This window comes from Actinophytocola sp., assembly GCF_049647105.1.
Lineage (GTDB): Bacteria > Actinomycetota > Actinomycetes > Mycobacteriales > Pseudonocardiaceae > Actinophytocola.
In genome coordinates, this window is the sequence record NZ_JBARWZ010000261.1 from 35,488 (window position 1) to 57,897 (window position 22,410).

The 22,410-nt window shown below is 69.8% G+C and carries 22 protein-coding genes and 1 tRNA gene; 11 read left to right on the top strand and 12 right to left on the bottom strand.

Translation table 11 applies throughout. From position 1 onward, the window contains the following. Window positions 1-345: 345 nt before the first annotated feature. The 3 genes from WBA97_RS31220 to WBA97_RS31230 form a co-directional block, all read right to left on the bottom strand. Window positions 346-1,413, bottom strand: coding sequence for a tyrosine-type recombinase/integrase (locus tag WBA97_RS31220; protein ID WP_424234553.1), 1,068 nt, complete (start codon window positions 1,411-1,413; stop codon window positions 346-348). Further along, the gene (locus tag WBA97_RS31225) at window positions 1,410-1,907 is read right to left on the bottom strand and encodes a hypothetical protein (RefSeq protein ID WP_424234554.1); all 498 of its coding nucleotides are present in this window, start codon (window positions 1,905-1,907) and stop codon (window positions 1,410-1,412) included. Before WBA97_RS31225 ends, WBA97_RS31220 begins: the two co-directional genes overlap by 4 nt. Window positions 1,908-2,009: 102 nt before the next feature. Further along, window positions 2,010-2,093 (bottom strand) — tRNA-Leu (locus WBA97_RS31230). An 85-nt stretch (window positions 2,094-2,178) separates the two neighbouring features. On the opposite strand from WBA97_RS31230, the gene WBA97_RS31235 reads away from it, so the two are divergent. The 3 genes from WBA97_RS31235 to WBA97_RS31245 all read left to right on the top strand — a co-directional run bounded on the left by WBA97_RS31235 (window position 2,179) and on the right by WBA97_RS31245 (window position 4,947). Then, entirely contained in the window at window positions 2,179-3,486 is a 1,308-nt protein-coding gene (locus WBA97_RS31235) for a M20/M25/M40 family metallo-hydrolase (RefSeq protein ID WP_424234621.1), read from the top strand. Then, window positions 3,483-4,352: an alpha/beta fold hydrolase gene (locus tag WBA97_RS31240; protein WP_424234555.1), complete on the top strand. Its 870-nt coding sequence runs from the start codon at window positions 3,483-3,485 to the stop codon at window positions 4,350-4,352. The genes WBA97_RS31235 and WBA97_RS31240 overlap by 4 nt, the downstream gene beginning before the upstream one ends. 64 nt (window positions 4,353-4,416) lie before the next feature. Continuing rightward, window positions 4,417-4,947, top strand: coding sequence for a DUF2231 domain-containing protein (locus tag WBA97_RS31245; protein ID WP_424234556.1), 531 nt, complete (start codon window positions 4,417-4,419; stop codon window positions 4,945-4,947). Between the two features lie 16 nt (window positions 4,948-4,963). On the opposite strand, the gene WBA97_RS31250 is transcribed toward WBA97_RS31245, so the two are convergent. The 3 genes from WBA97_RS31250 to WBA97_RS31260 all read right to left on the bottom strand — a co-directional run bounded on the left by WBA97_RS31250 (window position 4,964) and on the right by WBA97_RS31260 (window position 7,311). Continuing rightward, window positions 4,964-5,176 (bottom strand): DUF5703 family protein, encoded by a 213-nt coding sequence (locus WBA97_RS31250; RefSeq protein ID WP_184814748.1) that lies wholly within the window; start codon window positions 5,174-5,176, stop codon window positions 4,964-4,966. Continuing rightward, window positions 5,173-6,159, bottom strand: coding sequence for a hypothetical protein (locus WBA97_RS31255; RefSeq protein WP_424234557.1), 987 nt, complete (start codon window positions 6,157-6,159; stop codon window positions 5,173-5,175). Before WBA97_RS31255 ends, WBA97_RS31250 begins: the two co-directional genes overlap by 4 nt. Before the next feature lie 180 nt (window positions 6,160-6,339). Continuing rightward, a complete protein-coding gene (locus WBA97_RS31260; protein WP_424234558.1) occupies window positions 6,340-7,311 on the bottom strand; it encodes an aldo/keto reductase in 972 nt (323 codons plus the stop codon). 91 nt (window positions 7,312-7,402) lie between these two features. On the opposite strand from WBA97_RS31260, the gene WBA97_RS31265 reads away from it, so the two are divergent. The 5 genes from WBA97_RS31265 (at window position 7,403) to WBA97_RS31285 (ending at window position 11,461) form a co-directional block, all read left to right on the top strand. After that, complete coding sequence (locus WBA97_RS31265) at window positions 7,403-8,452, top strand: LLM class F420-dependent oxidoreductase (protein ID WP_424234559.1); 1,050 nt, start codon at window positions 7,403-7,405, stop codon at window positions 8,450-8,452. Continuing rightward, window positions 8,449-9,288, top strand: a complete 840-nt coding sequence (locus WBA97_RS31270) for an undecaprenyl-diphosphate phosphatase (protein ID WP_424234560.1) — start codon at window positions 8,449-8,451, stop codon at window positions 9,286-9,288. Before WBA97_RS31265 ends, WBA97_RS31270 begins: the two co-directional genes overlap by 4 nt. 56 nt (window positions 9,289-9,344) lie before the next feature. Beyond that, window positions 9,345-10,055: a histidine phosphatase family protein gene (locus WBA97_RS31275; RefSeq protein WP_424234561.1), complete on the top strand. Its 711-nt coding sequence runs from the start codon at window positions 9,345-9,347 to the stop codon at window positions 10,053-10,055. Window positions 10,056-10,189: 134 nt separating this feature from the next. After that, entirely contained in the window at window positions 10,190-10,918 is a 729-nt protein-coding gene (locus WBA97_RS31280; RefSeq protein WP_424234562.1) for a hypothetical protein, read from the top strand. Window positions 10,919-10,945: 27 nt separating this feature from the next. Continuing rightward, complete coding sequence (locus WBA97_RS31285) at window positions 10,946-11,461, top strand: hypothetical protein (RefSeq protein ID WP_424234563.1); 516 nt, start codon at window positions 10,946-10,948, stop codon at window positions 11,459-11,461. A 50-nt stretch (window positions 11,462-11,511) separates the two neighbouring features. Here WBA97_RS31285 and WBA97_RS31290 read toward each other — a convergent pair whose 3' ends face one another. Further along, window positions 11,512-14,814, bottom strand: a complete 3,303-nt coding sequence (locus tag WBA97_RS31290) for a GH92 family glycosyl hydrolase (RefSeq protein ID WP_424234564.1) — start codon at window positions 14,812-14,814, stop codon at window positions 11,512-11,514. Between the two features lie 125 nt (window positions 14,815-14,939). Here WBA97_RS31290 and WBA97_RS31295 point away from each other — a divergent pair, with 125 nt between their 5' ends. Both WBA97_RS31295 and WBA97_RS31300 read left to right on the top strand, forming a co-directional pair. Next, window positions 14,940-15,770 (top strand): SCO6745 family protein, encoded by an 831-nt coding sequence (locus WBA97_RS31295; protein ID WP_424234565.1) that lies wholly within the window; start codon window positions 14,940-14,942, stop codon window positions 15,768-15,770. A gap of 91 nt (window positions 15,771-15,861) precedes the next feature. Beyond that, complete coding sequence (locus WBA97_RS31300) at window positions 15,862-17,721, top strand: ABC transporter ATP-binding protein (RefSeq protein WP_424234622.1); 1,860 nt, start codon at window positions 15,862-15,864, stop codon at window positions 17,719-17,721. On the opposite strand, the gene WBA97_RS31305 is transcribed toward WBA97_RS31300, so the two are convergent. From WBA97_RS31305 to WBA97_RS31315, 3 genes are all read right to left on the bottom strand, one after another. Next, window positions 17,708-18,163: a DUF6232 family protein gene (locus WBA97_RS31305; RefSeq protein WP_424234566.1), complete on the bottom strand. Its 456-nt coding sequence runs from the start codon at window positions 18,161-18,163 to the stop codon at window positions 17,708-17,710. The genes WBA97_RS31300 and WBA97_RS31305 overlap by 14 nt on opposite strands. Window positions 18,164-18,281: 118 nt before the next feature. Continuing rightward, window positions 18,282-18,902 (bottom strand): toll/interleukin-1 receptor domain-containing protein, encoded by a 621-nt coding sequence (locus WBA97_RS31310; RefSeq protein WP_424234567.1) that lies wholly within the window; start codon window positions 18,900-18,902, stop codon window positions 18,282-18,284. Continuing rightward, window positions 18,899-19,396 (bottom strand): DUF6232 family protein, encoded by a 498-nt coding sequence (locus WBA97_RS31315; protein WP_424234568.1) that lies wholly within the window; start codon window positions 19,394-19,396, stop codon window positions 18,899-18,901. Before WBA97_RS31315 ends, WBA97_RS31310 begins: the two co-directional genes overlap by 4 nt. Before the next feature lie 142 nt (window positions 19,397-19,538). Between WBA97_RS31315 and WBA97_RS31320 the strand changes: the two genes are divergently transcribed. After that, window positions 19,539-20,285, top strand: coding sequence for a GNAT family N-acetyltransferase (locus tag WBA97_RS31320; RefSeq protein ID WP_424234569.1), 747 nt, complete (start codon window positions 19,539-19,541; stop codon window positions 20,283-20,285). On the opposite strand, the gene WBA97_RS31325 is transcribed toward WBA97_RS31320, so the two are convergent. Beyond that, window positions 20,238-21,548 (bottom strand): M20/M25/M40 family metallo-hydrolase, encoded by a 1,311-nt coding sequence (locus WBA97_RS31325; RefSeq protein WP_424234570.1) that lies wholly within the window; start codon window positions 21,546-21,548, stop codon window positions 20,238-20,240. The two genes, WBA97_RS31320 and WBA97_RS31325, sit on opposite strands and share 48 nt — an antisense overlap. Further along, window positions 21,541-22,359: a M55 family metallopeptidase gene (locus WBA97_RS31330; RefSeq protein ID WP_424234571.1), complete on the bottom strand. Its 819-nt coding sequence runs from the start codon at window positions 22,357-22,359 to the stop codon at window positions 21,541-21,543. The genes WBA97_RS31325 and WBA97_RS31330 overlap by 8 nt, the downstream gene beginning before the upstream one ends. Window positions 22,360-22,410: the final 51 nt, after the last annotated feature.

The following is a 22,410-nucleotide window of genomic DNA, read 5'->3' on the forward strand; positions in this document are numbered from 1 at the left end:
GGACACCGCCATCCCCGTCAACGAGCCGGATACGCAACCGGCAGCAGGGGCACAGGATGGTGGTTTGAGCGACGATCTCCGACCACTGCACCCAGATCGGGTACTCACACTCAGGGCAATCGATGTCGACGGCCGAGCGCAGTAGTTGAGCGGACAGAGACTGGTTCAACCCGACCATCTTCCCGTGTCGTGCTGCATCCCTTCGGGGAGGCAGCGGTTGGTCTGTGCACGCGGGTCCGAGTTTATGGCCACTTTGACCGGCTGATTCGTACCGACACGGCCGTAGTCACCTGGTGCTGGTACTGGTACCGACCCCACCGGGGGACCGGTACCAGTACCAGCGGTTCAGGCGGCGAGCGGGTGTGGTTCGCCGGTGAGGGCGGACAGGGCGGTGGCGACGTCGTGCACTGCGGCCTTCACATAGGTCATGGTGGCGTTCTTGGTGTCTCCTTCGTCGAAGTGGCCTGCGTAGGCGTGGGCGATGGCGAACCCGAAGTTGCGCTCGACCCAGGTGAGGGTGGTGTGCCGGATCCAGTGAGCGGACACGTTCAGGGTGGTGATCCAGGGCAGGTAGCGGCCGAGGCGAACCCACAAGTGGTCGTAACGCCGATGGGTGATCCGGTTGCCGTTCCGGTACCGCAGCAACTGACCACCCGGGTCACCGGCCGCGCCCCGCTCCCGGGCGTGGTCGAGCAGAGCGGTCATCAGCGACCGGGAGACCGGCTGCCACCGTGCTGTGCCGTCCTTTTCCCGGAGGTAGATCAGGCACTGGTCCTCGTTGAGGTCCCGGAGGCGCAGGGACAGAGCGCCCCCGGTGCGGCACGCCGACTCGGTGTGCAACCGGAGCAGCAGCGTGTCCAGTTCCGGGTCGTCGCCAGTGGCGCTGGCGTAGAAGTTGATCTCACTCATCTGGTTCGCGGACAGGGCGTGCCGGACCGAACCTTGCCGCCGGGGCTTCGCGGTCCTGCGGGCGGGGTTCTCGTCGGGTTTGATCAGCTCGTCGTCTTCGGCGTGTCGGTAGATGCAGCGCAGGGCAGCGATGAAGTTTTCGGCGGTACCACGGCCACCGCGTGAGTTGCGGCGCTGGATGGCGTTGGCCTTGATCTCCTCGGCGAACTGCTTGATCTCCGTCGGCGTCGGTTCCAACAGTGTGCGGGAGCCCCATTTCGCGCGGATCCGGTTCCAGTACGAGCCGTAGGTCTTGGCGGTGCTGGGTGTGACGGCGTCCTCGACCTGCGGGATGTAGGCGTCGAACGTGGGTACCGCCGGCCGGTCAACCGGGTCGGTCATCAGGTCGACCGGGTCGACGTTCATCCGCTGCAGCAGCACTCGCGCGGCCGCGACCAGCTCCCGGTCCGCCGCCCCGCTTGCCTGCGCTTCGCTGCCGGTGGACGGTGTGAACTGTGTCGTCACCGCGCACCTCCCACCGCAGCGGGGCTCTCGCTGCTGCCCACGGTGGTGAGGGAGGCGTGGTAGCTGGTGATCATCGTGTCCAGCGCCGTGAGTGGGTGCACGACCAGGACGTCGTGGTTCGGGTCCGCGGCCACGAGCACGAGGTCACGGGCGCCCAGCCCGTTGCGGCGGCGGAGCGCGGCGGGCAGCACCAGGTAGGGCTTGGTGCCCATCGTGAACGCACCGGTCGGGTCGCGGTGGACCACTACCGACCCGCTGACCAGCGCGATGTTCAGGCAGTCACCCGCCGCCCAGCCCAAGGTGTCGATGGTGGACCGGTTGGACAGTCGCCCGTCCGCGTCGAGGTGGCCCATGCCGTAGACGAGCGATCCGGCCCGGGGCCGCGCCAGCAGCTCGCCGACGGGAAGCTGGGCACCACGGCCCGCCAGAAGCCGACTCCCAGAACCGCGGGCGAGGGCGGGAGGAACCAGCGGGGCGATCTTGCGCTCAGTCACGCCGACCACCCCAGAATGGGAGGACGGCCACGGCACAGCGAAGAGGGCCAGGACTGGCCAGGAGGAGTGCTGATTTTGTCCGGGAGATTACCCGCAAATCGGTGTCCGAGGGGGGACTTGAACCCCCACGCCCGCTAAGGGCACTAGCACCTCAAGCTAGCGCGTCTGCCATTCCGCCACTCGGACTCTGTGGTGCGCATAGCCTAGCGGACGCCCTTCGGCGGGCTTCGGGGGGTCTGGGAATGGTAGGAAGTCCCACGTGACTGAGCAGATGAACTTGGCCCAGGACGAGGCTGTCGAGCTGACGTCCGAGCTCATCCGGATCGACACGAGTAACACCGGGGAGCTGGACACGACCGTCGGGGAGCGTGCCGCTGCCGAGTACGTGCGGGCGAAGCTCGAGGAGGTGGGCTACGAGACCGTCTACGTGGAGTCCGGGGCTCCTGGGCGGGGGAACGTCTTTGCTCGGCTTCCTGGGGCGGACCCAACGCGGGGTGCCTTGCTGATCCACGGGCATCTGGACGTCGTGCCCGCGGACCCGACCGAGTGGTCCGTTCATCCCTTCTCGGGGGCCATTCAGGACGGGTACATCTGGGGGCGCGGCGCTGTCGACATGAAGGACATGGTCGCGATGACCCTGTCCGTCGCGCGGCGGTTCAAGCGGGACGGGGTTGTCCCTCCCCGGGATCTTGTCTTCGCCTTCCTGGCTGATGAGGAGGCCGGTGGGCACTACGGATCGCAGTGGCTTGTGGAGCATCGGCCTGATCTGTTCGAGGGGGTTACCGAGGCCGTGGGTGAGGTTGGGGGGTTCTCGGTCACGCTCGGCGAGGATGTTCGCGCTTACACGATCGAGATCGCCGAGAAGGGGATTGCCTGGATGCGGCTTCGTGTCCGGGGGCGGGCCGGGCATGGGTCGATGCTGCACGACGACAACGCCGTCACCAAGCTTGCCGCCGCGGTGGCTCGGTTGGGTGCGCACGAGTTCCCGCTGGTCATCACCGACTCTGTGCGGGCGTTCTTCGACTCCGTCTCCTCCCTGACGGGTGTCGCTTTCGACGAGGACAACCTTGCTGGTGCCGTGGCCAAGCTGGGGCCCTTCTCCCGGGTGGTGGGGGCTACTCTGCGTGACACCGCGAATCCGACGATGCTCTCCGCCGGGTACAAGGCCAACGTCATCCCCTCGGTGGCCGAGGCCGTCGTGGACTGCCGGGTGCTGCCTGGGCGGGAGGAAGCGTTCCTGCGGGAGGTCGACGAGATCCTCGGGCCCGACGTCGAGCGGGAGTGGGTCAGCCGGCTGCCTGCCGTCGAGACCACCTTCGACGGGGACCTCGTCGCGGCCATGACTGCCGCGGTGCGGGCCGAGGACGCCGGGGCTCGGACGATTCCCTACGTCCTGTCCGGCGGGACCGACGCCAAGGCGATCCACACCCTGGGTATCCGCTGCTTCGGGTTCGCGCCCCTGCAGCTGCCTCCCGACCTGGACTTCACCGCACTGTTCCACGGGGTGGACGAGCGGGTGCCCGTGGACGCCGTGCGGTTCGGGACCCGGGTGCTCGATCGGTTCCTCCAGAACTGTTGACCACCGCCGAGCGGTTCGACCTCGTGGACGGCGCTCACCTGGCGCTCGTCCGCGCGGGCGACCCCGATGCACCCGCCACCGTCCTGCTCCTCCACAGCTACGCCCAGGATCGGCGGGTCTGGCACAAGGTCCTGACCGTGTTGCCGGACGCGATGTCCTCGGCCGTCGTGGCCTACGACCACCGAGGGCACGGTGAGTCCTCGCCTGCGGACCGCTCGACCGCGACGCTCGATCAGCTCGCCGACGACCTCGCGGAGGTGATCGAGCGGGCCATTCCGCACGGGCCCGTCGTGGTCGTCGGGCACGGGATGGGCGGGCACGTCGCCATGGTGATGGCCGCGCGGCACCGGCTGCTCGCCGAGCACCGGCTCGGGGCACTGGTCCTGCTCTCCACGAGCGTGGGCTGGGTCGCCGAGGCCCTGCCCCCGCCGCTGGGCAAGCTCTTCCAGGACCTGCACGCCATCCTCGGACCCCGGCTCGTCGACGAGGTGCACCGGCGCATCGACAAGGCCACCACCATCGGGTTGCGGTGGCTGCTGCTGGGGGACGACCCCGCCGAGGACGACGTCCGCCTGGTCGCCGAGATGATGTCCCAGCACTGGCCCGACACCGTCGCGACCTTCCGGCCCGGCCTCGACCAGGGCGCGCTGGACGTCGCACTCGAAGTGGTCGCCGGGCTTCCGCTGATCGCGATGGTGGGGGAGAAGGACCGGCTCGTGCCTGTCGGGCACGCGGGGCGGCTCGCCGACGCACTGCTGGGGCACTCGGTGATGGTGCCGGGGGCCGGGCACATGCTGCCGCTCGAGGCGGTCGGCGAGGTAGTGCCCCGGATCGTGGCGCAGGTGCGGGAGGCACTCACCCGGTGAACCATTTCGCGTAGCGGCGCGTAACCAGCCGAGACGACTCGGCCGAAAACACAACGGAGGCATCGTGCCCGAATTCGTAGGCGGTCTGCCGCTCCACCCGCTGGTCGTGCACTTCGTGGTGGTGCTGCTCGTGATCGCTCCGCTGGGCGCCCTGCTCACGGCACTGTGGCCGGCGGCACGCAGGCGGTTCGGCTGGCTCGCGTTCGCGGCGGCGGCCGTCGGCACCGTCCTCGTGCCGGTCGCGACGAGCAGTGGCGAGAACCTGGCCAACCGGGTCGGCACCAGCCCTCAGGTCCAGACCCACGAGGCGCTGGCCGACCTGATGATCTGGTGGGCGCTGGGGCTGACGGTCGCGGTCGGTGCGCTGATGGTGGTGCACACGATGGCGGCACGGAAGGCGGCGGTCGGCTCGGACGGCACCGGGCACGTCGACGAGCAGAAGAACAAGGCCCCGGCGCTGGTCATGATCGGGCTTGCGGTGCTGACCGTGGGGCTCGCGGCAGGCACCGGCATCCACGTCTACCGCGTCGGCGACGCGGGCGCTCGCGCGGTGTGGGAGGGCGTCGAGAACCTCCCGCCGCAGAACGGCGGGTGATCCGGGGGCCCGCTAGTCAGGTGCTCAGACCCGGAAGGAGGCCGCGGGCGCGCTTCCGCTTCAACAGCACCCGCCTGCTCCCGTCCGAGTAGAGCCGCACGTTGGACAGCTCCCACCCGGCGAACTCGGCGTGGATGGACAGTTGTGTGGCCGCTGCACGGCGCGAGAGTCCTGGCGGCAGGCGCAGCGGCCGGTACTCCCAGTCCCCGTCGACCACCTCTGTGCTCATGTCGCAATCACCTGTATCCCATCTCCTGTCCCGGACGCGACCATCACGCGTCCGGTTCGGGGGTCCACCGCCACGGTGTTGGGCTGGGACACCGTGGGGAACCGGAACTTCTCCTTCGGTTCCTCACCGGCCACGTCGTAGCCGACGACCTCGTTCGTCTCGGTCAGCGTGACCCATGCGAGGTCACGTTCCGAGTCGTAGGCGATGGCGTACGGCGCGCCGGCCACCGGGTAGTTCTGCCGCATCAGCAGCGGGTCGAGGGAGAACGCGAGCAGCGCGCCGCCCCGGGTGTCGGTGACGAGCACCCGGCCGAACCGGTCGGTGACCGCGTTCGTCGCACCCTGCCCCGCGCGCAGGCCCTGCGCGATGGACCCGCCGGGCACGTCGAGCTCGAACACGGCGTTGCGGAGCCGGTCCAGCACGACCGCGCCCCTGCCGGTCGACAGCACCTGGTCTGCGCTCATCATGTCGCCGCTGATCATCCGCTGGACCTTGTCGTCCTTGACGATGGCGACCGCGCGCTCGTCCCGCATCGCGACGAGCGTGCGCCCGTCGAACTCCGCGGTGCTGACCGGCTCGCCGCGGAACGAGACCGCCGGGCCGGTGCCGCCGTCCGTCGCGACGCGCACGACCTTGTGCGCACCGGCGGCGAGGAACGCGCCGTCGCCGACCGTGAGCGACTCGGCGGCCACGTCGACCGTCCTGGGGTCACCGAGGGTGTCGGCGAGCGGGTAGAGCCGGACAGCGTCCTCACTCGCGACCGCGAGCGTGCCGGACCGCGGCTCGAACGCCATGGCGGTGACGTCGTCGGCCAGCGCGGTGACCGCGCCGGCGGGTGTGGCGCCTTCGGGTGGCGACACGGCCGCGGCCGCCGCCACCGGGTTGTCGGTCACCATCAACTCGTCGCCGGGTTGCCCGGCGGAGCAACCCGAGCCAACCGCCGCACATACCACCAGCAGCACGGCAACCTTGCGACGCAACATCGACCTCCGGCACGACCCCGGTCTCGCCGGCGCACCCGTGTCGCACCGACGGGACATCTGTCCAGCATCCCCTAAGAACGCACTGGACGCTAACCCCCTGTGCGGGTGGCGTGTCGGTCGGCCCGCCGGTGGCGCCGCACGAACCCCGGGTGAATCGCGCGCCGGTCCGATGACAGAGCGTCAGGTCAGGTGGTGCTCGGGATAGCCGAGCTCGATGTCGCTCACGTCGTCGAGCGCGGCCCGGATCGCCGAGGGCAGCGTCAGCTCCTCGGACACCAGCGAGCCGAGCAGCTGCCCGGTGTCCCGGGCACCGACGATCGCCGAGCACACGCCCGGCCGGTCGCGCACCCAGGCCAGCGCCACCGACAGGGGAGAGGTCGCGAGCCCGTCCGCCGCGGTCACCACGGCCTGCACGATCCGCGCCGCCCGCTCGTTGCGGTGGTGGTCGACGTACGGGGCGAAGTGCGCCGACGCGCCGCGTGAGTCGGCGGGCGTCGCCGCGCGGTACTTGCCGGTCAGCACACCTCGGCCGAGCGGCGCCCACGCGAGCAGCCCGATCCCGTGGTGACCCGCCGCGGGCGCGACCTCGCGCTCGATGCCGCGCTCCAGCAGCGAGTACTCCATCTGGGTGCTCACGATCCCGGCCGGCTTGCCGCGCTGCCGCGACGCCGAGGTGGCGAGCTGCCAGCCGCTGTAGTTCGACACGCCCGCGTACCGGACCTTGCCGCTGGTCACGGCCGCGTCGAGCGCTGAGAGCGTCTCGTCGAGCGGCACCGCGGTGTCCCACGCGTGGAGCTGCCACAGGTCGATGTGGTCCACGCCGAGCCTGCGCAGCGACGCGTCGAGTGCCCACAGGAGCGCGCCTCGCGACGCGCCGCCGCCGAACGGGCCGTCCCCCCGCCGCGCGACCGACTTGGTCGCGATGACCAGGTCCTCACGCGGTACGAGGTCGTCGAGTAAGCCACCCAGGATCCGCTCGCTCTCGCCGTCGGAGTAGACGTCGGCGGTGTCGACCAGCGTCCCGCCAAGGTCGGCGTAGGCCACGAGCTGGCTCGCGGCCTCGTCAGCGTCCGTGTCCTGGCCCCAGGTCATGGTGCCCAGGCCGATCCTGGACACCCGCAGCCCGCTGTGCCCGAGGTGTCGTTGCTCCACCGGGCGAAGAGTACGGGCAGGCCTTTGTCGTCGCTGGCAGACTCACCGACATCACAATTGGCCGACCGCCAATTGACGGTAAGGTCCGCTCATGCGACTCGGACTGAACATGGGCTACTGGGGTGCCGGCAACGACGCGAACAATCTGAAACTCGCGCAGGAGGCGGACAGGCTGGGCTTTTCCGTCGCCTGGGTCGCGGAGGCGTACGGCTCCGACGCCCCGACGGTCCTCTCGTGGGTGGCGGCGCAGACCGAACGGATCGACGTCGGCTCCGCGATCCTCCAGATCCCCGCCCGCCAGCCCACGATGGCCGCCATGACCGCGGCGACGCTCGACACCCTGTCGGGTGGCCGCTTCCGGCTCGGGCTCGGCGTGTCCGGCCCGCAGGTGTCGGAGGGCTGGTACGGCGTGAAGTTCGACAAGCCGCTCGGCCGTACCCGCGAGTACGTCTCGATCGTCAAGCAGGCGCTGCGCCGCGAGCGGGTCTCCATCGACGGCAAGCACTTCACGCTGCCGCTGCCCGACGGCCCAGGCAAGCCGCTGAAGCTCATCGTCGCCCCGCACCGCGCCGAGATCCCGATCTACCTGGCCTCGATCGGCCCGAAGAACCTCGAGCTGACCGGCGAGATCGCCGACGGCTGGCTCGCGATCTTCTACTCGCCCGAGTACGGCCCGGAGTCGATCGAGCTGATCAGGAAGGGCCGGGAGAAGGCGGGCAAGACGCTCGAGGGCTTCGACGTCGTGCCCACCGCGCCGATGGTGGTCGGCGACGACTGGAAGGCCGCGGCCGACCAGATCCGGCCCTACGCCGCGCTGTACGTGGGCGGCATGGGCAGCCGGGAGCAGAACTTCTACAACAACCTCGCGTGCCGCATGGGCTACGAGGGCGAGGCCGCCGAGGTGCAGAACCTGTACCTGGCCAAGGACTACGCGGGCGCCGCCGCGAAGGTGCCGCTCGGCTTCCTCGACTCGACCGCGCTCCTTGGCTCCAAGGAGCGGATCGCGGAGAAGATGCAGGCCCTCGCCGAATCGGGGGTCACCACTCTGACCGTTTCCCCGGTACTGCAAGATCTTGAGCAAAGCATCGCGACCCTGCGCGTCGCGGTGGAAGCTCTGGATCTCGCAGGAGTAGGTAGTTGAGCTGGCTCGAAGCCATCGTTCTCGGTCTCATCCAGGGACTCACCGAATTCCTTCCCATCTCGTCGAGCGCGCATCTGCGGATCAGCGCGGCGTTCGCGGGCTGGGACGACCCGGGCGCGGCGTTCACCGCCGTGTCCCAGATCGGGACCGAGACCGCGGTCATCATCTACTTCCGCAAGAAGATCGGCCGGATCTTCGCCGCGTGGTTCCGGTCGCTGCGCAGGCCGAGAACCTGGCGCGACGACCCGGACTCGCGCATGGCGTGGCTCGTGATCGTCGGCACGATCCCGATCGCCGTGCTCGGCCTGCTGTTCCAGGAGTCCATCGAGCACGCCTTCCGTGATCTCCGCCTCATCGCGACCACGCTGATCGTGTTCGGCGTCCTGCTCGGGATCGCGGACCACATCGGCAAGAAGCGGTACTCCCTCGACCACCTGACCGTCTCGCACGGCATCGCATACGGGTTCGCGCAGGCACTCGCGCTGGTCCCCGGCGTGTCGCGCTCCGGTGGCACGGTGACCATGGGCCGGCTGCTCGGCTACCGCCGCCCGCAGGCCACGGAGTACGCGTTCCTGCTCGCGGTGCCCGCGGTGTTCTCATCGGGGCTCTACAAGCTGACCGACATCGGCGGGGCCGGCGCGCCGGCGTGGGGGCCGACGATCATCGGCACCGTGGTGGCGTTCCTGGTCGGGTACGCGGTGATCGCGTGGCTGATGAAGTACATCTCCACGCACAGCTACCTGCCGTTCGTGGTGTACCGGATCGCGCTGGGCATTCTCCTGTTCATCCTCGTCGGCTTCGGGGTGCTGGCCCCCGACGCCGGGCCCGCCCCCTGACCGGACCCGGTGATCGGGCGAACCGCGCGCGGTCACGTCCCGGATAGTCTGGCGCCGTGGCCACCGTCGTACTCCTCAGGCATGCTCGCTCGACCGCGAACGGCTCCGGCATCCTCGCCGGCCGTTCACCAGGGGTCGAACTGGACGACACCGGACGCAAGCAGGCCGACGCGCTCGTCGCGCGACTCGACGCCGTGCCGATCGCGGAGATCGTCTGCTCGCCGCTGCTGCGGTGCGAGCAGACGGTCGCGCCGCTGGCGGCCGCGCGCGGGCTCACGCCGGTCACCGAACCCGGACTGTCCGAAGTGGATTACGGGGACTGGACGAACCGGGAGCTGAAGGAGCTCGGCAAGGAGAAACTGTGGACGGTGGTGCAGCAGCACCCGTCCGCGGCCGTGTTCCCCGGCGGGGAAGGCCTTGCCTCGGTGCAGACCAGGGCCGTGGCGGCGGTGCGGGAGCACGACGCGCGCATAACGGCCGCACACGGGAACGCGGCGGTGTGGCTGCTGTGCAGTCACGGTGACGTGCTCAAGTCGATCCTCGCCGACGCGCTCGGCCAGCACCTCGACACGTTCCAGCGGATCGTCGTCAACCCGGCCTCGGTCTCCGTGGTGCAGTACACCGACACCAGGCCGTTCGTGCTCCGGATGAACGACAACGGCGGGGAGCTCGCGAGCATCGTGCCGGCCGCACCGCAACCGGCCGAACCGGACGGTCCTCGTCCGGGTGACGCGGTGCCGGGTGGGGATCCCGGCCGCGTTTCCTGACCGCGACGGCCCTCCGAATGCGCGGGCAGTGAAAAGCCGTCACGATATGAGTGAAACCGCAGGGTGACCGGCAGCGATTGTGCCAGTATCTGTGCACTCGAAGTCTCCGCTGCGGCGGCACCATAGGAGTGGCGATGACACAGCCATACGGCCAGCAGCCTGATCCGTCGGGCGGGAACCCCCAGGGTGGGTACCCACAGGGCGGTCCGCAGGGGTACCCCCAGACGCCTGGCCAGGGACAACCCGCCCAGGGCTACCCGCAGAGCCCGCCCTATGGCCAGCCTGCCCAGGGCTACCCGCAGAGCCCGCCTTACGGCCAGCCCGCGCAGGGCTACCCGCAGAGCCCGCCCTATGGCCAGCCCGCGGCGCCCCAGTCGTACGGCAGCATGCCCGCCGCGCCCGCGGAATACAGCAGCGGCCCGATCCCGCGCCCCGGCACGGTCACCGCGGCCGCCGTCCTCGGTTACGTCCAGGCCGGTATCACGCTGATCCCGACGATCCTCATGCTCACGGGCCTCGCCAGCAGCGACGCGTCCGGTGCCGCGGCCGACGCGGCAATCAGCTGGGTCATCGTGCTCGTGCAGATCGCCGGCGCCGCGCTCCTGATCGCGGGCGGCGTGCAGATCATGGGTGGCAAGGGCCGCACGCTGATGATCATCGGCGCCGGCCTCGAACTGGCCATCTGTCTGTTCTGGATTATCCGGGTGGCCGCGATCGACTCAGAGGGCATCGACGTGGTCGATGCCGGTAAGGGCGTGATCGTCGGCATCGCTATCTTCTTCGCCATCATGCCGACGATCAGCCTCGTCCTGTCGCTGGGCGCCAGCACGACACAGTTTTTGCAGTCACGTCGCGGACACTAGGGTCCGCGACCGAGAGGGGTAGTTGAAATGTCACAGCCGTACGGGCAGCAGCCCGGCGACTTCAACCAGGGCTACGGTTCGATGCCGGCCGCGCCGCCCGAGTACAGCAGCGGGCCGGTCACCCGCCCGGGCACCGTGACCACGGCCGCGGTGCTGTCGTTCGTCCAGGCAGGCCTCACGCTGATCTGCTCGGTCATCCTGATGATCGGCCTCGGCGCGCTCGCCGGTGCCATGGATGACGAGTCGATCGGTGGCATCGACGTCAACGAGGGCGCGCTTGCCGGCCTCTGGATCCTGTCCATCGTCGGCCTCATCGGCGCGGGCCTGCTGATCTGGGGTGGCGTCAAGGCGTTGAGCGGCACAGCGGGGCAGATCCTGGTCATCGCGGCCGCCCTGCAGATCGTGCTGTGCGTCATCTGGCTGGCGGCCTTCCAGGGTGGACTCGTGGCGATCCTGCTGGCGGTCATGCCGATCATCACGCTGGTGATGTCGCTCGGGGGCCCGGCCAAGCAGTTCGAGGCGTCCCGCAAGGGTCGCGCCTGACGGTTCGCGGTCGAAGGGCGCGTTCCCGGTTCTCGCCGGGGGCGCGCCCTTCATCGTGCGAGCAGTTCCACCTGGGCGAGTGTCACGGTCGGCGCGCCGGAGCCCTCCGTGAAGTCCATCCGGTACTGCCGGTAGGTGCCGGGGTTCGCCACCGAGAACGGGCGGGTCTGGCGGCGCCAGCGGAACTCCTCGCCCGACCGCTCGTCCAGCACGGTCCAGTGCGCGCCGTCGTCGGAACCACGCAGCGTCCACGAGCGCGGGTCGTCGCCGCCTTTGCCCGAGGTCAGCGTGTAGTAGCGGACCATCTCGCCATCACCCGGCAGCCGGTAGGCCAGCCACGGCGTGGACGTGCGGAACGTGACCTGCGTTCGGCTGTTGTCGTCGAAGAGCGGCCCCACGTCGATGCCGTCGCTGCCCTCGCCGGCGCCGTCGACCGTGCAGGTGATGTCGTGCATGGTCCTCGGCACCGCGTCGGCCGGTGTGAGCGAGGGCGGCAGCGCGTCCGGCCCGCAGCCCCACGTGGACGGTCGCGGACCCATGCGGAAGTCCAGTACGGCGCCTTCGGCGAGCACCGAGTGCGGCACGTACACCTTGTCCCACGGCGTGCCGTTGATGGACAGGCTCTGCACGTACACGTTCTCCCGGCTGTTGCCAGGCGCGTTGACGACGATCTCCTTGCCGTTGTCCATCCGCACCACGGCACGCGTGAACAGCGGCGAGCCGATCACGTACGCCGGGCTGCCGACCCGCAGCGGGTAGAAGCCGAGCGCACTGAACAGCCACCACGCGGACATCTCGCCGTTGTCCTCGTCGCCGCAGTAGCCCTGCCCGATCTCGCTGCCCGCGTACAGCCGGGACAGGACCTCACGGACCTTCGCCTGTGTCTGCCAGGCGGTACCCGCGTAGGTGTACATGTACGGGATGTGGTGCGAGGGCTGGTTGCTGTGGCCGTACTGTCCCATCCGGACGTCCCGGGCCTCGGCCATCTCGTGGATGGTCCGCCAGTACGCACCCCGTGCGCGGCCGGTCTCCTGCGTGGCGAAGAACTCGTCGAGCTTCGCGGCGAGCGCCGCGCGGCCACCGACGAGGCTCGCGAGCCCGGCGCCGTCGTGCGGCACGCTGAACGCGGTGTTCCACCCGTTGGTCTCGACGTAGTCCCCGCCCCACGCGCGCGGGTCGTACTGGTTCGGCGAGTGGCGAAGGCGGCCGCTGTCCTTGCGGCCCTGGAAGAAACCGGTGCTGGGGTCGAACGAGTGCACGTAACCCTGCGCGCGGTCGAGGAAGTACTCGTGGTTCTCGGTGTCGCCGAACGCGTGCGCGAGCCCGGCGATGGCGAAGTCGTTGACGCAGCCCTCGAGCGTCCACGACAGACCGAACTCGGTCGTGGCGGGGGTGTAGCCAAGGAAGATCGACCGCTCGATGCCCTTGCGGCCCACCCCGGCCCGCTCAGGGGCGACCGTCGCGTTGCGCAGTGCGGCCTCGTAGGTGGCCGCGATGTCGAAGTTCCGCACGCCCTTGAGGTAGGCGTCGGCGAAGGCGACGTCGGAACTGGTGCCGGTCATCAGGTCGGCGTACCCGGGGGAGGACCAGCGGGCGATCCAGCCGCCGTCGCGGTACTGCTGCACGAAGCCGTCGATCAGCTCGCCGGCGTGGTTCGGGGTGAGGAGCACGTATGCGGGCCACACCGTGCGGTAGGTGTCCCAGAAACCGTTGTTGACGTAGATCTTCCCTGCCTGGACGGTCTTCCCGGTGTGCGTCGGCGTGTCCTTGCGGGCGTCCGGCGCGACCGGGCTCGCGTAGGCGATCGATGGCACCTCGTCGGTGCCGGTGTTCTCGTGGCCTCGGTTGGGGTAGAGGAAGAGCCGGTACAGGTTGGAGTACAACGTGATCAGCTGGTCCTCGGTCGCGCCGTCGACCTCGACGCGGGACAGCAGCGCGTCCCACTGGTCGGCGGCGCGGTCACGCACGTCCTCGAACGTGTCCGAGTCCGCGATCTCCAGCCACAGGTTCTTCTTGGCCTGCGCGACGCTGATCAGCGACGTCGCGATCCGCATGGTGACGGCGGTCGGTCCGGTGATGTCCGGCTCGAACCGCACGTAACCGCTGACGCGGCGGGACAACCCGCGCCACAGCCTGCCGGTCGCGGAGATCGTGCGGTCGAACGTGGCGTACACGAACAGCCTGCCCGCGCCCTCGGACAGTCCGCTCCGGACATCCGAGTACCCGGTGACCGTGCCCGCCACCGGGTCGATCGTGAGCCTGCCGTGGCGGGTGATGTTGTCGAAGACCAGGTTCGCGTCCTCGCCGGGGAAGGTGAACCGCATCAGCGCGGCGTGGTCGGCCGGCGCGACCTCCGCGGTGATGCCGTTCGTGAACCGCACGCTGTAGTGGTGCGGGCGGGCGCTCTCGTTGCCGTGCCGGAAGGTCAGCGCGCGCTTGCGCCGCCGGGTGCTCGGCCGTCCCGGTGCGGGGGAGGGCAGCACCTGGAAGGTCTGGCGGTCGCCCATCCACGGGCTCGGCAGGTGGCTCGCGGAGATCGCCTCGATCGCGGGCAGGTTCCGGTCGTTGTTGTGCCGGTGGTAGCTGTAGAGCCAGTCCTTCGCGCCCGCGTCGGTGACCGGGGTCCAGAACGTGAAGCCGTGCGGCACCGACGTGGCCGGGATGGTGTTGCCGCGTGAGTACGCCTTGGTGGAGTCGGTACCCCGGGTGGTGAGCACGTAGTCGACGGGTCGCGGCCGGGTCGCGGGTGCGGGCCGGCCGGCGACGGTGATGTCGTCGAGCCAGCCCGCGAAGTCGGCGGGTCCGTTCGGGTTCTGGTAGGTGAGCAGTGCCCGTACCGCGATCTTGCCATCCGCGACCGTGCCGAGCCGGATCGCCCGGTGGTTCCACTGGTTCGGCGTGAGCGCACGGGACTCGCCCTGACCCTGTGCGGTGAGCGGGAACCCGAGCTGGTCGGCGGCACCGAGCTCGCTGAGGCGGGTGCCGTCGGAGAACGCGAGGTCGAGCGCGACGTAGGTGCTGGCGAAGCGCAGGTCCTCGCCGCCGAGCTCGGGGAAGATCACGTAGGACAGGACGGTGTCCGCGCCGATCGGCAGGTCGAGCAGGAACAGCTTGTTGGTGACGCGTGCCGGGCCGCGTGCGCTGTGACCGCCCTGGTAGCGCAGCGCGCGCAGGCCGGTGAACCCGACACCGGGTTTCGCGGTGGCCGGCTTGGCCGGGCCGGCGCCCTCCCGGGTGCTCATCGTGGCCCCTTCGGCGCATGGCGCGCCGTTCCGGTCGAGGTCGACGGCGTCGATCCAGGTCAGGGGCGGGTCGGTGTTCTCGAACGACGAGAAGAAGCCCGGGCTGCTCATTGCGCTCCTGACCACGAGACGGAGTGCCGTGATCCTAGTGTCCCGAACCGGAACTGCGGGTTGTACTTGGGTGGACCGGCAACGCCGCCAGCGGGAAGCTGGGCCTCCGGGTGCAGAATGCCGGTATGCATCCCGCGCGCAGGCTGTGGACCGTTGTCGAACCGCTGCACGCGGTCGTGTACTTCGGCACCGACGTCCGGGCTTCGGGCAAGGCGATCGGCCTGCGTGGGTTCTGGGACACCTACTTCGCGTTCCGCGCCGCCCCGCTGGGGGCGGTGAGCGCGGCGGCTGTCGTTGGCGTGTTCGGTGGGTTCGAGCCGGGAATGGTGGGGCGTTCGCTGCCGTCGGCGTGGTCGCGTGCGTCGGCGGAGACGTGTCTCGCGACGCGGGCGGCGGTGTCGGCGGAGTCGCTGCGTGCGGTCGGGGTGTCCGACGAGGTGTGCGCGGCCGCGGTCTCGTTGCTGTCGCCGCTGGTTCTCGAGCCGACCGGCCGACCACTCGGCGCGGCGAACGCGGCACTGCCGTTGCCGAGGGACCCGGTCGCCGCGCTGTGGCAGCTCGCGACGACCGTGCGGGAGCACCGCGGCGACGGACACGTGGCGGCACTGGTCACCGCGGGCCTGTCCGGGCTGGACGCGCTGCACCTGCAGACGGCGGCGAAGGAGCTCGTGCCCGAGGCGCTGCGGCAGGTCCGTGGCTGGTCGCCCGAGCAGTGGGCGGCGGCCAGGGAGTCGTTGGTGGAGCGTGAACTGCTCGACTCGGACGGGCTGACGATGACCGGCGCCGACGTCCTGGAGTCGGTGGAGGAGCTGACGGACGCCGCCGCGTGGCAGGACGGGCTGGCCGCGTTGCCGGTCGACGACATCGCCGAGGTGCTGTCGCCTGCCGCGGTCGCGGTGTGGGAGGCCGGGGTGCTGCCGGAGGGCAACCCGATCGGCGTGCCGCGTCCTTCTTGACCTCGACCATGGTCGAGCCATTAGCGTCAGCGCCGGAATTGTCGGTGCCGCGTGCGAGGGTGTTGTCATGGACATGGAGACGACAGCGTGGATGTCGCTGTACAACACGATGAACGCGACGGACGACCGTCGTCCGTTCTCGGTGGCGACGCTGCGCCGGATCGGCCGGTTCGCCCGGCCACACCGCCGGTTGCTGTCGTGGTTCCTGCTTCTCAGCGTCGTGACAGCGGTGCTTGCGGTGGCGACCCCGGTGCTCGCCGGATGGGTGGTCGACGCGATCGTCGCCCGATCCTCGCTGCGGTTCGTCGTGATCCTGGCGGTGCTGATCGCGGTGATCGCCGTCGCGGAGGCGGTGCTGGGGCTGGTCTCCCGGTGGCAGTCCGCGCGGATCGGTGAGGGGCTGATCCTCGACCTGCGCACGGCCGTGTTCGACCACGTGCAGCGGATGCCGGTCGCGTTCTTCATGCGCACCCGCACGGGTGCGCTGGTGTCGCGACTGAACAACGACGTGATCAGTGCGCAGAACGCGTTCAGCAACACGCTTTCCGGGGTGTTGTCGAACGTGGTGATGCTGGCGCTGACGCTTGCGGTGATGATCGGGGTGTCGTGGCAGATCACGCTCATGGCGCTCGTGCTGTTACCCGTGTTCGTGGTGCCCGCGCGGCGGATGGGGGCGCGGCTCGCCCGGCTGGAACGGGAGGCCGCCAACCACAACTCGGTGATGAGCACGCAGATGACCGAGCGGTTCTCCGCGCCGGGCGCGACGCTGGTGAAGCTGTTCGGACGGCCAGAGGACGAGTCGGCGGAGTTCGCCGAGCGGGTGCGCCGGGTGCGCGACATCGGAGTGCGGACGGCGATGGTGCAGACGGTGTTCGTGACCGCGCTGACGCTCTCCTCGGCACTCGCGCTGGCGCTCGTGTACGGGGTGGGCGGGGCGTACGCGTTCGCCGGGACGCTCGAGCCGGGTGCGGTCGTGTCGCTGGCGTTCCTGCTGACCAGGTTGTACGCGCCGCTGACCTCGCTCGCGAGCGCGCGGGTCGAGGTGATGAGCGCGCTGGTGTCGTTCGAGCGGGTGTTCGAGGTACTGGACCTCAAGCCGCTGATCGACGAGAAGCCGGACGCGGTGACCGTGCCGCCGGGGCCGGTGTCGGTGGAGTTCGACAAGGTCTCGTTCGCGTACCCGTCGGCGTCCTCGGTGTCGCTGGCGTCGCTGGAGGAGGTCGCGAAGCTCGACACGCGTGGCGGGGTCGAGGTGCTGCACGACGTGTCGTTCCGGGCCGAACCGGGGCAGTTGGTGGCGCTGGTGGGGTCGTCGGGTGCGGGGAAGTCGACGATAGCGTCGCTGGTGCCCCGGCTCTACGACGTCGACTCCGGCGCCGTGCGACTGTCCGGTGTGGACGTCCGGGACCTGTCGTTCGCGGCGCTGCGCGAGTCGATGGGCATGGTGACCCAGGACGGGCACCTGTTCCACGAGTCGGTGCGGTCGAACCTGTTGTTCGCGGCGCCGGGGGCTTCGGAGGCGGACCTGTGGGAGGTGCTGTCGCGGGCTCGGCTCGACGAGTTGGTGGCGTCACTGCCGGACGGGCTCGACACGATCGTGGGGGAGCGCGGGTACCGGCTCTCCGGCGGGGAGAGGCAGCGGCTGACGATCGCCCGGCTGCTGCTGGCCCGGCCACGGCTCGTGATTCTCGACGAGGCCACGGCTCATCTGGACTCCACGTCGGAGGCGGCCGTTCAGGAGGCACTGGCGGAGGCGTTGTCCGGGCGGACGGCACTGGTCATCGCGCATCGGTTGTCCACCGTGCGGGCCGCCGACCTCATCCTGGTGGTCGAGGGTGGGCGCGTGGTGGAGCGGGGGAACCACGAGTCGTTGATGGGTGCGTCCGGGCGGTACGAGGAGCTGTACCGGACGCAGTTCGCCGCCGCGGTGGCGCCGGTCACGCCCGGTTGATGCGGTTCGGCGGGTCGTCGTGGCGCGGCCCGTTCGTGGTGCGGCGGGTGATCGCGTCCACCACCCGGAACGCGATGGCGGCCACCGCGTGCGGGTCGTCGCTGTTCAGGACGCGGTGGGCGCCGGTCGCGGTCTCGATGACGAGTTCGTACCGCGTCTGCTTCATGGACCTGACCAGCCGGATGGTCCTGGCCGTGAACCACGTCAGCGCGGCGCTGGTCACCAGCGCGGAGACGAACTCCGGCGACACGGCCGACACGGCGGCCGCCGGGATCAGCCCCAGCACGACGGTGATCGCGTAGCGCCGCACGACCGCCAGCCGGTCCGGCGCGACTTCGGTCGTCGTCGCGCGCGTGATGGTGCGCAGCGGAAACCCGAGGGGACCCACCCGGAGAACGCCCCCACTGATTCGGACATCGATGTGCTCACGCGTACCGGACATGGTGACTCCCTCTTCATGTCCTCGTACGCGGAGGCTAACCCCGGGTGCCGCGACAGCGCGGCACCCGGCACGTTTTGTCACAGAAGTGACCTGTTGTCTCCTGAGCCGTAGCCCCAGGTCAGCGAGTGGCGCGGTACATGGCCGTGGCCAGCGGTGGCAGCGTCTTAAGGAGGCGGTCCACCACGCGCCGCAGGTCCGGCGCCGTGTAGTCGCGTGGCAGGTGCGGGCCTTGGATGTACGCGAGCGCCCGGACCTCCTCGGGCAGGTCGGCCGGGGACAGGTGAGGGCGGGCGCCGACAAGGATGGGCACCACGTGGACGCCGCCCGCCAGTGCCGTGGCGAGCTCGCGGCGGACCCAGTCGGAAGGGCTGTGCAACAGGCGCAGGCCGGTGCCGTCGTCCCACCGCTCGCCGATGATCGACACCATCACCGCGCACCGGGCCGCGCGATCGGCGAGCTCGCTGGGGAACGCGACGCCCAGCGGCATGTGGACGTCGCGGAACACCGCGCCACGGCCGAGGCGGTGGTTGAGCTCCGCCTCGACGTCGGCCGCGGGCTTCTCGTCCGCGCTCCGGTAGTTGACGAAGACCAGCGGCTCGGGCCACACCACGTTCGATCCCGGCGGGACGGTCGTGTGCTGGGCCGGTTCCGGCGAGGCCTGGGCGTTGTTCATCTTGCCGACGTTGTGCGATCCGGACACATTGTAGATCTCGCCGCCGAACTGGAAGTTCTGGCTCACTTGTAGGCCTTGCCGACGTTGTTCGATCCGGACACGTGGAACATCTCGCCGCCGTTTTGGACGATATTGACCTGCTGCTGGAATTCCGCGTGCGGATTGTTGATCGCGTCCGTGATCCGGAAGGACAGGTCGGTCACGACCTGGCCATCAGCGCTGACGAGCCCTCGGTTCGAACCGGCCGCCGTCTCGATGACGAGTTCGTACAGGGTGAGGTTCAGGAACTCGATCAGCTTCACCAACCTGTAGACGCGCCAGGCAACTACGCCGACGAACACGATTGCCGACAAGCCTCCCGGCGTCGCCGTCGCCACGATGCTGGCCGCGAACAGCCACGCCAACGTCGAGATGACGAACCTCCGGATGGCCACCGGGCGGTTCGGTTCCCATTTGAGGGTATTGGTGCGCGTGATGTTGGGCAGTGGGTAGGCCTCGCTGCCGAACCACAGAATTCGCTTGCTGACCCGAACGTCGATGACGTCGTGCTTCACGGACATGCTGGATTGTCTCCATTCCTCGTGAGTGCCGCGGAGGGTAGCCCACCTGTCCGTGAAATTCCGACGCGCGCACGTCCGTGGAAATCTTTTGTCACACAATTGACCAGTTTTCCGGCGAGATGATGATCGTTACTCTGGGGAAGTGCTGGACGATCTGATGCGTGCCGGGTGGCCCGCTCTCGACGAGGTCGACGTCGACGGGTGGGTGGCCCGGTTCTCCGGTGGCGTGACCCAGCGGGCCAACTCGGTGATCCCGCGCCGGGCGCCCGCCGATCTCGAGGCAGCGCTGCGTCGTGTCGAGCGGCTCTACGCCGCGCGCGGGTTGCCCGTCGTGTTCCAGCTCGGGCCCTCCGCCCAGCCGGACGGGCTCGACGGGGTGCTCGCCGACCGCGGGTACGAGTTCGGGTCACCCACCGCGATCCTGACGGCGAACGTCGGTGAGATGCCGCCCGCCGACGTTGAGATGGCCGAGCTGCCCTCGGACGAGTGGCTGGACCTGTGGTGGCAGGTGGACGGTCGCGGCGACCAGTCCGCTCTGGACATCGCCGCGAAGATTCTGTGTGGTGGGCCCGCCCTGTACGCGACCGTTCTGGACGCCGACGGGGTGGCCGCTGTCGGGCGGTTGGCCCTGGTCGGTGAGTGGGGTGGCGTGTACTGCATGGCCGTTCGCCCCGACGCCCGCCGCCGGGGGCATGGGGCGGCCGTGCTCTCCGGGCTGCTGCGTGCCGGGCGGGCGCGTGGGGTCACGCGGGCCTGGCTGCACGTGCGCGCGGAGAACACGGCCGCGTCCTCGCTCTACCGGAAGGCCGGGTTCACCGAGACCTCCCGGTACCACTACCGCTCATACCGTGGACAGGAACCGGTCCAGCACGTTCACCCCGAACCGTAAGCCCTCCACCGGCACCCGCTCGTCCACGCCGTGGGCCATCAGCTTGTGGTCGTGGCCCTCCGGGATGAACAGCGGCGCGAACCCGAAGCAGTCGATGCCGAGGCTGGCGAACGCCTTCGCGTCGGTGCCGCCGCCCATGCAGAACGGGACCACCACACCGTCGGAGTCGAACGCGCGCAGGGCGTCGGCCATCGCGTCGAACCACGGGGTGTCGATCGGAGCCTGGACACCGTGCTGGCGCTGGACGAACTCGCGCTGGATGCCCGGCCCGATGATCCGGTCGAGCTCCGCCAGCAGGTGGTCCTCGGTGCCCGGCAGGACACGCGTGTCCACCAGCGCCGACGCGACGCCCGGGATGACGTTCACCTTGTATCCCGCAGACAGCACCGTCGGGGTGGTGCTGTTGCGCACGGTGTTCTCGATGACCTTCGCGGCAGGCCCGAGCCTGCGGAGCGTCTCGTCCATGTCGTCCCAGTCGACCTCGATGCCCAGCGCGGGCGACGCCCGCTCGAGGAACGCCCGCACCGCGGGGGTCAGGTGTGTCGGCCACCGGTGGGCGGCCAGCCGCGACAGCGCGTGGACCATGGCGATCACCGCGTTGTCGTCGTTGCGGCGCGAACCGTGGCCTGCCCGGCCGGTCGCGGTCAGCCGCATGTGGGCCGTGCCGCGCTCGGCGGTCGCCACCGGGTACAGGCGGACCTCCCTGCCGTCGGCGTGGGTGGCCCGGACCGTGTAGCCGCCGGACTCGCCGATGGCCGCCGCGCACCCCTCGAACAGGTCGCGGTGCTTCTCGACGAGCCAGTGCGCGCCCCACTCGCCGGTGTCCTCCTCGTCGGCCACGAACGCAAGCACGATGTCGCGCCGCGGCCGGATGCCCGCCGCCGACCACCGGGAGAGCACTGTGAGCAGCGCCGCACACATGTCCTTCATGTCGACCGCGCCCCGGCCCCACACGAACCCGTCGCGGATCTCGCCAGCGAACGGGGGCACGGACCACTCGGAGGCGTCCGCGGGCACCACGTCCAGGTGCGCGTGGACCAGCAGCGGCGCCAGCGCCGGGTCGGTGCCGGGGACCCGGACCACGACGTTCGTGCGTGTCGGGTCCCGCTCCAGGAGCGTGGGGGTGAGGCCGACGTCGGTCAGGCGCTCTGCCACGAACTCGGCGATCGCGCGCTCACCGAGCAGCGACTTGCCCCCGCCGAGGTTCGTGGTGTCGAACCTGATCAACTCCGCGCACAGCTCCTCGACCGCTTCCTCACCCATAGCTTCCCTCCACGGCACCGCTGGCGATCGCGGTGACGATTTTGAACGCCTTCATCGCATCGGTCATCGAGGCGGCGTCGAACCCGACGCGCCGCACGTCGAGCTGCTCCACCGTCGGGATCACGGCGGTGGCCGCGGCCAGGTGAGCGGCGTCGAACTCGACCTCGATACGGTGCCCGTTGATCGATCCGTCGAAACGTCCAGCCAGGGCCATGGCGGCCCTGGACTCCTCCTCGATCGCGGCCGCGGTCACCGTGGGTGGCGTGCAGATCGCCGCGTACCGGCTCACGCACTCCTTCACCGCGACCGTGCGCGCGTCCGGCACGTAGTCGTTCGCGTCCTCACAGGTCAGGTTATCCCCGGTGACCAGGAGCACCGGCACGCCGTGCTCGGCAGCGAGTGCCGAGTTGAGCCTGCCCTCGCTCGCGTGGACCCCGTCGAGCCACACGCCGGTGATCTGGTTGGGGAGGTAGGTGTGAGACAGCACGCCCTCCACACCGGCGCCGGTGTGGTATCCGAGGAACACCACGCCGTCCACGCCCGTGTCGATGCCCTGCATCATCGACAGCGGTTTGTGTTTGCCGGTGAGCATCCTCGCCCGTGTGTCGAGGTCCTCCAGCAGCACGTTGCGCTGGCTGGAATGCGCCTCGTTGACCAGGACATCCGTGGCGCCACCCGCGTACAATCCGGCAATACAGGCATTTACGTCACTGGTGAACATCGGCCGGAAACGTTGCCACTGTTCCGACCCGACCTGCACATCCGCCGTCCATGTGACGCCGCTGGCGCCTTCCATGTCGGCTGAAATCATGATCCGCACAACCGACACGTTACGTCTTGGCACCCGTTGCTGACACAGATT